At 32.6% G+C, this 12661-nt stretch carries 12 protein-coding genes and 1 pseudogene; 8 read left to right on the top strand and 5 right to left on the bottom strand.

What is annotated here, in order from left to right:
• Window positions 1–51 precede the first annotated feature (51 nt).
• The 5 genes from AAGD53_RS01880 (at window position 52) to AAGD53_RS01860 (ending at window position 3630) form a co-directional block, all read left to right on the top strand.
• Window positions 52–288 (top strand): hypothetical protein, encoded by a 237-nt coding sequence (locus tag AAGD53_RS01880; protein WP_341763062.1) that lies wholly within the window; start codon window positions 52–54, stop codon window positions 286–288.
• Window positions 269–1000: a coenzyme F420-0:L-glutamate ligase gene (locus AAGD53_RS01875; RefSeq protein WP_341763061.1), complete on the top strand. Its 732-nt coding sequence runs from the start codon at window positions 269–271 to the stop codon at window positions 998–1000. The genes AAGD53_RS01880 and AAGD53_RS01875 overlap by 20 nt, the downstream gene beginning before the upstream one ends.
• An 89-nt stretch (window positions 1001–1089) precedes the next feature.
• The gene (locus AAGD53_RS01870; RefSeq protein ID WP_341763060.1) at window positions 1090–2085 is read left to right on the top strand and encodes an Mrp/NBP35 family ATP-binding protein; all 996 of its coding nucleotides are present in this window, start codon (window positions 1090–1092) and stop codon (window positions 2083–2085) included.
• Between the two features lie 66 nt (window positions 2086–2151).
• A complete protein-coding gene (gene lipA / locus AAGD53_RS01865; protein ID WP_341762011.1) occupies window positions 2152–3063 on the top strand; it encodes a lipoyl synthase in 912 nt (303 codons plus the stop codon).
• A gap of 9 nt (window positions 3064–3072) precedes the next feature.
• Window positions 3073–3630 carry a phospholipase D family protein gene (locus tag AAGD53_RS01860; protein WP_341763059.1) on the top strand — a complete coding sequence of 186 codons (558 nt, stop codon included), beginning with the start codon at window positions 3073–3075 and terminating at the stop codon, window positions 3628–3630.
• A gap of 297 nt (window positions 3631–3927) precedes the next feature.
• On the opposite strand, the pseudogene AAGD53_RS01855 reads toward AAGD53_RS01860, so the two are convergent.
• The 5 genes and pseudogenes from AAGD53_RS01855 to AAGD53_RS01835 all read right to left on the bottom strand — a co-directional run.
• A pseudogene (locus tag AAGD53_RS01855) lies at window positions 3928–4947 on the bottom strand (HlyD family secretion protein); the annotation flags it as partial.
• 266 nt (window positions 4948–5213) lie between these two features.
• Window positions 5214–5969, bottom strand: coding sequence for a tRNA pseudouridine(38-40) synthase TruA (truA, locus tag AAGD53_RS01850; protein WP_341763058.1), 756 nt, complete (start codon window positions 5967–5969; stop codon window positions 5214–5216).
• A gap of 15 nt (window positions 5970–5984) precedes the next feature.
• Window positions 5985–6650 carry an ABC transporter ATP-binding protein gene (locus tag AAGD53_RS01845; RefSeq protein WP_341763057.1) on the bottom strand — a complete coding sequence of 222 codons (666 nt, stop codon included), beginning with the start codon at window positions 6648–6650 and terminating at the stop codon, window positions 5985–5987.
• Window positions 6643–7890, bottom strand: a complete 1248-nt coding sequence (locus tag AAGD53_RS01840) for a lipoprotein-releasing ABC transporter permease subunit (protein WP_341763056.1) — start codon at window positions 7888–7890, stop codon at window positions 6643–6645. The genes AAGD53_RS01845 and AAGD53_RS01840 overlap by 8 nt, the downstream gene beginning before the upstream one ends.
• On the bottom strand, window positions 7891–9060 hold the full coding sequence (locus AAGD53_RS01835) for an MFS transporter (protein ID WP_341763055.1): 1170 nt from the start codon (window positions 9058–9060) through the stop codon (window positions 7891–7893).
• 205 nt (window positions 9061–9265) lie between these two features.
• Here AAGD53_RS01835 and metK point away from each other — a divergent pair, with 205 nt between their 5' ends.
• Genes metK through htpG form a run of 3 tightly spaced genes read left to right on the top strand, consistent with a single transcriptional unit; the run spans window position 9266 to window position 12646 of the window.
• The gene (gene metK / locus AAGD53_RS01830) at window positions 9266–10411 is read left to right on the top strand and encodes a methionine adenosyltransferase (RefSeq protein ID WP_341763054.1); all 1146 of its coding nucleotides are present in this window, start codon (window positions 9266–9268) and stop codon (window positions 10409–10411) included.
• Window positions 10412–10432: 21 nt separating this feature from the next.
• Complete coding sequence (locus AAGD53_RS01825; RefSeq protein ID WP_341762002.1) at window positions 10433–10753, top strand: DUF167 family protein; 321 nt, start codon at window positions 10433–10435, stop codon at window positions 10751–10753.
• Window positions 10754–10786: 33 nt separating this feature from the next.
• Window positions 10787–12646: a molecular chaperone HtpG gene (htpG, locus tag AAGD53_RS01820; protein ID WP_341763053.1), complete on the top strand. Its 1860-nt coding sequence runs from the start codon at window positions 10787–10789 to the stop codon at window positions 12644–12646.
• The last annotated feature ends 15 nt before the right edge of the window (window positions 12647–12661 follow it).

Raw genomic sequence — 12661 nt, 5'->3', positions numbered from 1 at the left:
TTTGCTAAAAATATGCCTAGCTTTTTATAGTAACTGATAAATTGCTTTTATATGTCTGACAATACTAAGATTTACCAATTTAAAATACATTTTAAAGATATAAGAACCTTAGAATTTTTCGCTGTCCATGCAAAAACTGATATATGGCATACCAATGAACTTATTAAGCTGATTAACAAACTTAATAACATAGAACAAAAACAAGTACATTATGGAGCTGTGAAGGGGGCTAAATTACTTTGGCAATTTCTTGATGGGATGGAGTTATATGCAAATTCATGCTATTAAGACTCATAAAATCCAATATGGTGAGTCATTACAAACTATATTGACTCAATATATTGCGGATTTAAAAGAAGGTGATGTTGTAGCTATAACTTCAAAAGTAATTAGTGTATTAGAGGTAAGGTTTGTTAAAAAAGGTGATATTGATAAATATACATTAATTCTACAAGAGGCAGATCAAATATTAGAGACAGAAGAAAATAGATATGATATTTATTTAACTCTAAAAAATGGCTTACTAATTCCATCTGCGGGTATTGATGAATCTAATGCCGATGGTGTTTATGTATTATATCCTCAAGATGTTCAGAAAACAGCCTATTGGATTTGGCAATATTTGTGCAGTACACATAATATCTGCGATCTGGGAATTGTTATAACCGATAGTCATACAACTATTATGAGACGAGGTGTAACTGGGATTGCTCTTGGTTGGTGTGGTTTTAGCCCATTATATTCCTATATTGGTAAGCATGATATTTATAATCAATCTTTAAATGTCACACAAATTAATATATTAGATTCATTAGCAGGAGCAGCTGTTTTTGTTATGGGGGAAGGCAATGAACAAACCCCTATAACTATTATTAAGGATGCTCCCCGTCTAACCTTTCTTGACAGACCTCCATCGGAAGAGGAAAAACTTAGCATTGTCATTAGTATGGAAGAAGATTTATATGGTCCATTATTAAAATCGGCGAAATGGGTGAGTTAAAAAGCGTGCAATAATGACCTAGTAAATGGGTTAATGTGCGTTGAAAAATAAGATTATTAACGGTAAGAGCTTCATTTTACTTAAAAACGATGATTGATATAAACCAGCAACAAATACTAAATAAAATTTCAGATATCACTTTTAGTGACAATACAAAATTAGTCAGTATTATATCTAATATTATAATTAAGGATAAAAATATTGGGTTTGCCATTGATATTCTTGGTAAAGATTCCAAGGAAATCGATGAAATAAAAATTAAAGCTATTAATAAATTAAATGAAATACCTAATATTGGGAAAATAACTATAGTTTTAACTAGTAGCAAAGATGTAGCTAAAAAATCAACTAATCCAAAAGTTAAACATTTCATTGACGGAGTAAAGAAGATAATATTGGTGGCATCCGGTAAAGGGGGAGTTGGTAAATCTACTATAACAGCATTGATAGCGGAGCAATTAAATCTTGAAGGGTATAGGGTGGGAATAGTGGATGCTGATATTTATGGTCCGTCAATTCCGCAAATATTTGGTATTAGTGGTGTACCTGAAATAGTGTATAATAAAATGACCCCTTTAAAATCGCGAGGCATTGAAATTATTTCTATCGGATTTCTTATTAAGGATAATTCAGCCATTGTTTGGCGTGGTCCAATGGCCAGCAAGACCATTTATCAACTATTATCTCTCACCCATTGGCAGGAGTTAGATTATTTAATTATTGACATGCCCCCTGGTACTGGTGATATTCACTTAAGTATTTTAGAAAATTACCAACTAGACGGAGTAATAATAGTAACTACTCCACAAAAAATGGCTGCAATAGACGTCGTTAGATCGATTGATTTATATAGAAAATTTAACCTACCAATTTTAGGTATTATAGAAAATATGAGCTATCTAGTTGAACCAAGTTCGGGAAAGACAATTCAGATATTTAACGGTAATAGTGGAGAAAATTTTGCCAAAGAATATAATATACCCTTAATCTGTAAGATTCCTATTGAACCCAAATTATCTTACAACTGTGATAACAGCACTAGCCTTACAGATATAGTTAAACTACCAATAAAAAATTTTGTTTAATGATATACTCAAATGATTTGAATATAAAACTCATAAAAAAGCAGGCCATAAACAAAGTAGGATTATATGTCAAACATAATCAAGATAGAAGAAGCTCAAACCCTTAAAAGACCTGATTGGATAAAGGTTAAAGCACCAAATTCATATCAATATCATGATACAAGAAAACTAATTGAGAGTTTAAAATTAAATACAGTTTGTCAAGAAGCTGCTTGCCCTAATATAGGGGAATGTTGGGCAAAAAAACATGCTACAGTTATGATTTTAGGATCTGTCTGTACTCGTGCTTGTAGATTTTGTAATGTTAAAACTGGTCGTCCCGATTTACTCGATCCTCACGAGCCACAGAGACTAGCACAAGCCGTAATGAAATTAGGGCTTGAACATGTGGTAATTACTTCAGTTGATCGAGATGACTTAGATGATGGTGGGGCTGAGCATTTTGCCAATTGTATAAAGGAAATAAGATTAGTTGCACCTAATACCACAATTGAAGTTCTAACCCCAGATTTTCTTAAGAAAGATGGGGCAGCTGAAATAGTGGTATTAGCAAAACCTGACGTTTATAATCATAATGTAGAGACAGTGCCTTCTCTATACAAAACTATCAGACCAGGAGCGAGATACTATAATTCATTAAGTCTTTTGCATAACGTAAAAAAACTAGACTCTGAGATTTTTACTAAATCAGGTATGATGGTTGGTCTTGGAGAAACAAACGATGAAATTATGCAAGTAATGGACGATTTAAGGGAAGCTAAAGTTGATTTTCTAACTATAGGACAATATTTACAGCCAACCAAAAACCATGCAGTAGTTGCTAGATATGTTCCCCCAGAAGAATTTAAATATTTTGAAAGAGTAGCAAGGGTTAAAGGGTTTTTGATGGTTTCCGCCAGTCCATTAACCCGTTCTTCTTATCATGCTGGTGACGATTTCCAAAAATTAAAGGGTGCTAAGGCCTCGGTTTCGGCATAGTATAAGAAAATGAAAAAACTACCTAAAAAGCTTAATCTATCAGTAATAATATCGTTCTTACTCGGCATTACTACCGGGATAGGATATAATGAAGTACGAGAAACAGCTTCTTGGCATAGTTTTCATACCGAAACTGATAATTTAAATGTTTGTTTTACCCCACCATCCGGCTGCGGATCATTAATAGCAAAAGAAATATCCAAGGCTAAGGATAGCATTTATGTTCAAGCATTTGGCTTAACTTCGCAAAATATAGTGGATCAACTAATTAAAGCTAAGCAAAACGGTGTTCAAATAAGGGTATTATTGGATCGTAGTAACTTACACGATAGATATTCTAAAATGCATGAATTAAAACGGGCTGGTATTGATGTCTCAATAGATAAAGTACCAGGTATTGCTCACAACAAAGTTATGATCATTGATAAAAGTAAGGTGATTACTGGTAGCTTTAATTTTACCAATGCAGCTGATAATAGAAATGCCGAAAACGTCTTATTAATAGAGAATAGCGATATTGCAGAAACTTATTTGCAAAGCTGGTTTAGTCGTAGAGCAAAAAATTAATTAATTGAACCTCAGTTCGATATAAGAATTATTAATTCTTATATCGATACTTGCTTTGTTATAAGGAAAAATGCACTCTTGAAGCGGCTGATGCGGGTGCATTTTAACTTTTTTCATCATTCAATATGTGATTTTAATTATTAAAATCACATATTGAATGGAGTATTATATTTTAACAATCAGGTGGGCAGCCGCTTCAAACCTGATTGTTTCTATATATAATACTGAATTCGATGTAACTTGTTACATAGAATTCAGGTTAATTGAGGTATACTCGAATAATCATACGAATTGGGGTTAATTAGTCCTGACCGAAACTATAGCAGACATTCCTGGTATCAAATTACTAGTAATATCTTTAGGAGTCTCAAAATCTATTAGCACAGGAATCCGTTGAACAATCTTAGTAAAATTACCAGTTGCATTATCAGTCGGAATTAGACTAAATTTTGAGCCGGTAGCTGGTGATATATTACGTATTCTGCCGTATATGATCTTTTTTGGTAAAGAATCAAACTGTAATTTAACTTTTTGCTTTGGTTGCAATTTTGCAATTTGCGTCTCTTTAAAATTAGCTTTTACATACATTTGTTCATCCTGCACAACAAAAAATAATACTCTCCCTAGATTAATAAAATTACCTACCTGCAAGCTACTATTTGCTACTATTCCGTCAACTGGGGCTATAATTTGGGTATTTACTAAACTTCTAGCTACTATATTTTTATCTTCCAGTAACCCTTTCATTTTTTCTTCCTCAGCAGTTTTCTGTAAAGCTAAAAGTAGTAAGTTCTGTTGTGCAATTTGCAAGTTTAACTTTGCCTGATTATAATCAGTCTTTGCTTTAGTAAAAGACATTTTAGATTCATCTAATGTTTTTTTACTAGCAAATTTCTCTTTGTTAAGCTCTTGAGTTCTTATATAATCAACTGAGTTAATCTCCAAATTAGTACTAGCAGAATCAACAACCTCTTGACAAAGTTCTAAACTAATTTGAGCTATTAAAGTCTTTTGTTCTATGATTTCTATATTTTTAATAGATGCCTTAATAGAAGCTTCCAGTGAAGCAAGACGTGACTTATAATCCTGATCATCGATCTCAGCAATAAGGTCACCTTTTTTTACCCTCATATTATCTGAAATAAATACATTCTTAATCACTCCATTAATCTCAGAGCTAACGCTGGATATGTCAGCCTCAATATACGCATTATCAGTCGATTCTGTATGACTCCAAATATAAATATGATAAGCTAGGTAAACGACTATTACACCAAACAAAATCAGAAAATATTTAGCAAATGGATGAGACTTATATTATTCAAAGATTTTTAACATAAATTAACCTCAGTTTGATATAATAAATTAATAGTAACCTCAAGTAATCATCGCCATTAGGGGTGATGTCCACAACTGTTGAAAGTTAAAAAACCGTCATTGCGAGTTACCCACCAAAAATAAATTTTTAGGTACAGAAAAAATGACAAATGGTGTAAAAAGTGTTAGCAACCTAGAGACCGTCGAGGCAATAGTGCCGAAAGAGCCTGATTGCGAGTTTGGTACGCAGAAGCTCCATACATGAGTTAATAGTCAACTCTAAGAAAATACAACCCACATGCTGGAGCTTTTATACCTGCTGCCTCTCTTTTTTTAGCATCCAAAGCTTTTTGTATATCACCTGCCTGCCATATATTACGTCCAACTAATACTAAACTACCAACAATATTTCGAACCATATGATGTAAAAAAGATCGAGCAGAAACATATATTTTTATATCGTTGTTTTCTTGTGTAATAACTAACTTAGATAAGGTTTTGATAGGCGACTTTGCTTGGCAATATTTACCTCTAAATGAGCTAAAATCATGATTTCCTATGAGATAGAAAGCTCCATATTTCATTGCTTCAACATCAAGAGGTTGTTTTATCCACCAAGCACGATTTAAATCTATTATAACTTGACTAGGTCTATTAATAATTCTATATACATAATGACGTTCTACAGCAGAAAATCTTGCATGAAAATCTCCGTCGACTAGAACACAATCAACTACCCCTATATTATGAGATCTTACAAAATAGTTGATAGCCTGCATAACTTTATAGGGCTGCATATATTTCACTAAATCGAAATGTGCTACTTGCCCTAAAGCATGAACCCCTGCATCAGTCCTGCCAGCTCCGTAAATTACGGCTTTTTCACCGGTAAATTTGTAGATCCCATCTTCCAGTATTTGTTGAATAGATATAGCATTACACTGTCTCTGCCAACCAACAAAAGCAGTTCCTAAATATTCAATGGTAATCTTATATCTATAAAAATCAAGTATTTGATTCATCAATTTATTTACCGCCTATTTCAGCTCTCCATACTGCAATTCATACACTCTATGCATCTTATGTGCCATTTCATGATTATGAGTTACCACAATAATAGAGGTATTTTGTTGTTTGGCAGTTTTAAGTAATAAGTTAAAAATCTCATTAGCAGTATTAGGATCTAGATTCCCAGTAGGTTCATCAGCTAAAATAATTTGAGGATTATTAATTAGGCTACGAGCAATAGCTACTCTTTGTTGCTCACCGCCAGATAGCTCACCCGGCATATTATGTATTTTATTAGCTAGCCCTAACTCTGCTAATAGCTCTTCTGCCTTCTTCAGAGCTAATTTATAACTATCACCAGCAATTAATTTTGGCATTGCTACATTCTCTAAGGCAGTAAAATCTTTGAGTAAATGATGTTGTTGATAGACAAAACCTATATTACGCAGTCTTATTATATGAGCGTGATTTTGGCAATAGTTTGTTGACTCTATCTGCACCTCTCCACTATTTGGGGTATCAAGTAGACCAGCTATATGCAGTAAAGTTGATTTACCGCTACCAGAAGAGCCTATTATGGCGACTAGCTCTCCTTGCATTACAGTTAAGTTAACATTACTTAATACTTCAATAATAGATTTTCCCTGCTTATATTTCTTAGAAATATTTTTTAACATTAATACGGCTTTATTCATAACGCAAGGCATCCACAGGATTCAACTTAGCAGCTTTATATGAAGGATAAATTGTTGCACAAAAACATAGAACTATAGAGATAGTTGATACTAATATAACATCTTCTAATCTTACCTCTGATGGTAGAGTATATAAAAAATAAATCGCTGCTTCAAAAATTTTAGTACCAGTTACTTTCTCCAAGATATTTCTAATAGACTGGATATTATAAGCAAAGCTTGTACCCAATATGATACCTAAAATCGTACCGAGCAAACCTATAAACATGCCATTACAAATAAAAATAAGCATAATTTGCCTAGTACTTGCACCAATAGTACGCAGTACTGCAATATCCGAAGTCTTGTCTTTAACTAACATAAATAAGCTAGACACGATGTTAAAGGCTGCTACCATAATAATCAAAGAGAGAATAGTAAACATTGCTATCCTTTCAACAGCTAAAGCATTTAGAAACTGTAAATGTGATTTCTGCCAACTTGTTACTTTTAACCTTAATCCTAAAAGATTTTGTATCTCCCAAGCAAAAATTTCTGCTTTATGCGGTTCTATGGTTGTTACCTCAATTAGATTAATAACTTCCTTGAAAGACAGAAAATTTTGGGCAGCAATAAGTGGCATTAAAATAGTTGCTGAATCATAATCATACATACCGCTAGTGAAAGTAGCCACAACCCTGAATTCTTTAGACCTAGGCATACTACCAAAAGCAGTAGAAATTGAATTGGGAGAAATTAATTTTATTTTTGCACCTGCTTGAACTCCTAGGTTACGAGCAAGTTCATTACCAACTGCTACCACATCTGTACCAAAAAAATCGGTAAAATCTCCAGTATTAACATTCTGTAAAATTTGATTTTTATATTTGAGTTCAGTTAAATCTATACCTTTAATTATAGCACCACTATTCATTCTTTTACCTAGTGCAAGAGCTTGACCGACAATGCTTGGAGAAATATGTTTTATATAATTCTGACTAATTAATTTTTTGTTAATTTCATCATAATTTGCAATAGAACGTGATACTGGTGTTATGCTAATGTCACCATTAAGACCAATAATGTTTTTAGTCAGTTCATAATGAAAACCGTTCATAACGGACATAACCACTATCAATGCAGCAACACCGATAGTTACACCCATCAAAGAAACACCAGCAATAATAGAAACAAATCGCTCATTCTTCTTAGCTCTAAAATATCGATCTGCTACTTTTAGAATAAAATTATCTTTTATCATTTATTTAGGTTCATCAAATATTCTATCTACTTGCAATAATTTATAACAACCAATCAATGCTATAACTATAGTGATGCACATAACAATTGCTAATTGCTTAAAAGTACCCTGATAAAAATAACTAACTAGCTGCAAACATAATGCGGTAACAATCAATCTTCCTGATACCAATATAGCAGTAATCCTGCCTTTAGCATTTGGTATACTCTCTAATGCCAAAGGCCATAAAATATTACAAGGGAATATCATGCCAATAGCCACTAATTGTGTTACTATTGTTATAGTTAATGGGTCATTAGTCTTGCATATCACCAAAACTATAGCGGCAATTATAAAAGCTACAAGTGCTAAAATACTAAAGAAAAAACATTTTTTTTGTCCAAAATTCTTCAATAAATAACCACTGCTAAAACTTACAGCCGAGAATACTGCAGCCATTGCTCCCTGATAAAAACCAAACTGCTGAATAGACACTCCTAGATCTCGCATGTACAAAATGGGAGAGATAGCAATAAAAACCCAATAACCCTGCATAATAAAAAGCATGGTTACTATATGATAGACAGCTTTTCTAGATTTAAATACTACGCTATAGCCTTTTAAAGATATGTTAATATTATAATTTATCTGCCCTTTGGGAATAAATAATAGGCCTGTTATCAAACAAAATATCCCGAATATTAACAGTATAGCAAAATTACCTCGCCAACTAAGCAAAAAATTTACATAACTTCCTACTACCGGTGCAAAAGCCATGGCTAAAGTAATTGCACCATTTAAAGTTCCCGCCATTTTTTGTTGTTGTTTAACCGAATATAAATCAGCCAGTACTACATAGCCTAATACTGCTACCCCAGATATACCTACCCCTTGCAGAAATCTACCAAATAGTAACACGTAATAATTGGGGGCAAAAGTACAAAAGCTACTACCAATAATAAATATTATAAGACCTATAATAATAATTAACTTCCTGCCAAACCTGTCCCCTAAATTTCCTACAATCAGAGAAGTAACACAGTGGGCTATGAGATTTATTCCTAATAAAAATTCCACATTAAAAGTAGAAAGATTAAAGGTATCTTGTAAATCTGGAAAACTAGGGACAAATAAATCTACCTCTGCTCCGCATAAAACCTCCATAATTAAAATAGTAATAAACAAATTCATAAAAAAATATATACTCCTTGCAAATGAATAGTTGATAAACAACAAGGCAATTTAAACGTCATAATCAACAGTTAATATAAACATAAGCAAAACTACCTGCTTTTTTATCTAATTTTTCCAGTCCATTATATACTTAAACTTCACAATTTGTAATACATACTCTATAACTCCTTAATGCTCAATACTAAATTTAGGAAATAATATTATGAAGAATTATCATTTATTTACTTCTGAGTCTGTCTCTGAGGGACATCCAGATAAGATGGCTGACCAAATTTCAGATTCTATACTGGATGCAATTCTTAAGGAGGATCCAAAAAAGAGCCGGGTAGCATGCGAAACACTTATAAAAACTGGACTAGTATTTATAGCTGGAGAAATCACAACAGATGCTTGGGTTAACATTGATCAAATAGTACGCAATATTATAAGAGATATAGGCTATACTAGCTCTGATATAGGTTTTGACGCAGACTCTTGTAGTGTGATTACTTCAATAAGCAATCAATCTCCGGATATTGCATTAGGTGTAGATAATCGTGAAGATCATGAAATAGGTGCTGGTGATCAAGGTTTGGTGTTTGGGTACGCAACGAATGAGACTCCTACATTTATGCCTGCACCAATTATCTATGCTCATAAATTAGTTATGAGACAAGCTGAACTCAGAAAAAAGGGCATCTTGCCTTGGTTAAGACCAGATGCTAAAAGCCAAGTCACTTTTAAATATGTTGAGAATAAACCAGTTGGTATAGATACCGTTGTGCTTTCTACGCAGCATCACCCTGATATTTCTCATGCTGATTTAGTAGAAGCAGTAATTGAAGAAATCATTAAGCCTGTGTTACCAGATGAATGGATTGATAAAAATACTAAATATCTTGTGAATCCAACAGGAAGGTTCGTAATTGGAGGGCCTTTAGGAGACTGTGGACTTACAGGAAGAAAAATAATAGTTGACACTTACGGCGGAATAGCACGCCACGGTGGCGGATGCTTTTCTGGTAAGGATCCAACAAAAATCGATAGATCTGCATCTTATGCAGCAAGATATATAGCAAAAAATATTGTAGCAGCAGGTGTTGCACAGCGTTGTGAAATTCAAATTTCTTATGCTATTGGAGTTGCCCAGCCAGTGTCTATAAGTATTGAAACGTTTGGAACTAGCAAAATGAGTGAATCAGCAATAATTGAATTAATAAAGAATAATTATGATTTAAGCCCAGGCGGTATTATAAAAAAACTATCTTTATATAATCCAATCTATCTTAAGACAGCATCATATGGGCATTTTGGACGGGAAGATCAAGATTTTCCTTGGGAAAGAATAGATAATATAATGGGACTATAAAATAAGTTGATAATGCAGTATATGAGTAAGATTTTTAACTATAACCCCAATAAGAAATTAGCCATTATTGCTCTTAAGGTTAAAGCTAACGCAAAGACAAATAAGATAAGTGAGTTTGTCATAATTAATAATCAATATCATCTAAAATTATCTATAAAAGCAGTTCCAAAGGATGGTAAGGCTAACGATGCTATTGTCAATTTTCTATCCAAAGAATGGAAAATTTGTAAAAATAATTTTGAGATAATATTAGGTCACACTAATAGTATAAAACTCTTAGCAATAAAAAATATTGAATTAGACTATTTAAATTTACATTTAAAGCATTATATACATAACTAATAACATTGAAGTATAGTATTTTATAGGACTTATATGACCCAAGAAAAAAAGAAGTTTGACGCTGAAGTTGGTAAGATTTTAAACTTAATGATTCACTCTCTTTATAGTAATAAAGAGATTTTTATGCGTGAATTAATATCTAATTCTTCTGATGCTTGTGATAGATTAAGATATTTATCACAAAGTGACGCAAAGCTTATTGCAGATGATCCTCACTTTAAAATTACCGTCAGAATTGATAAAGATAAAAGGCAGATTATTGTTAGAGATAACGGTATTGGTATGAACCGAGAAGATTTGATTGATAATCTAGGAACTATCGCAAGGTCTGGTACAGGAAATTTCTTAAACAATCTGTCTGGAGATGCTAAAAAAGACAGTATGTTAATAGGACAGTTCGGGGTTGGGTTTTATTCAGCTTTTATGATTGCCGATAGCATCACCGTTACCTCAAGAAAAGCAGGAGAAACAAAAGCTTATGTTTGGCAGTCAGATGGTCTTGGAGAATATACTGTAGATGATCTAGACCATGATTTTACAAGGGGAACTGAGGTGGTTATTCATATCAAGCAAGATGAAGATAGTTATATTGATCATTTTAGATTGAAGCATATAGTTAAAAGTTATTCTGATCATATAGCCATACCTATATATTTTATTGATGAGTCAACTGCTAATGAAATACAGCTTAATTCAGCTTCAGCATTGTGGACAAGACCTAAGTCTGATTTGACTTTTGAGCAATATAAAGAATTTTATAAAACTCTGTCTTATTCGCTTGATGACCCTTGGTTAACTATTCATAATAAAAATGAGGGTACAGTTGAATTTACTAATTTATTATTTATTCCGTCAACCAAGACTTTTGATTTATTCCACCCTGACCGTAAGAGAAGAGTAAAATTATACATCAAAAGAGTTTTTATTTCTGATGAAAATATAGATTTAATACCTTCTTACCTAAGATTTTTAAGAGGAGTAGTAGATTCAGAAGATTTACCTCTAAATATTAGTCGTGAATCTTTGCAGCATAATAGTACTTTAGAAAAGATTAAAGCAGCTATAACTAAAAGAGTCTTGAGTGAACTTAAAAAGAAAAAAGACGAGTCTATAGAGGAATACAGCAAATTTTGGTCCAATTTTGGAGCTGCTTTAAAAGAAGGACTGTGTGAAGCAACTAGTGATCATGACAAATTACTTGAGACATGTATATTTAGCAGTAGCCTTTTAAATAAGATGATTAGTCTTGATGACTATATTAGCAACTTTAAAGAAGGGCAAGACACTATATATTATCTTAGTGGTGATGATCCAGCAAAATTACTTTCTAGTCCTCAAATAGAAGGATTTTTAAGTAAAAACATAGATGTACTTCTTTTTACTGATACAGTTGATGATTTTTGGGTTAATGTCAATAGTAGCTATAAAGGTTATGCTATTAAATCAGTTACTAGAAGTGATATTGATTTAGAGAAATCTGAGCAGAAAATAGAAGATGTAAAAGACGAAAATGATGAATATATAAAATTAACGGAATATTTTAAAGAAATATTAGGTGATTTAGTAAAAGATGTAAGGATTTCTAAAAAACTTACTTCAAGCCCAGCTTGTATCGCCGTTGGAGACGGAGCTATGGATATTCGTATGGAAAGATTCTTAATTGAACAAAAACAATTAATAGCAGCATCTGCTAAAATACTTGAGCTAAACCCTAAGCATAAAATTATTGAGAAAATTAACGCTGATGTAATCTCAAATAATAAGGACTATGCTAATGAAGAATTGGTTAGATTAATGTATGACCAAGCCTGTATTGTAGAAGGTGAGCCAGTCAATAATACTGGCGGATTTGCAAAAAGACTTAATGATATTATGCAAAAAGCTATCTTATAAACTTAACAATCAGAT

Origin of the sequence: Candidatus Tisiphia endosymbiont of Melanophora roralis (genome assembly GCF_964026575.1) — a bacterium.
GTDB lineage: Bacteria > Pseudomonadota > Alphaproteobacteria > Rickettsiales > Rickettsiaceae > Tisiphia.
The sequence above is the reverse complement of the archived record's forward strand: the minus strand, read 5'-3'. Positions and strand labels throughout refer to the sequence as shown.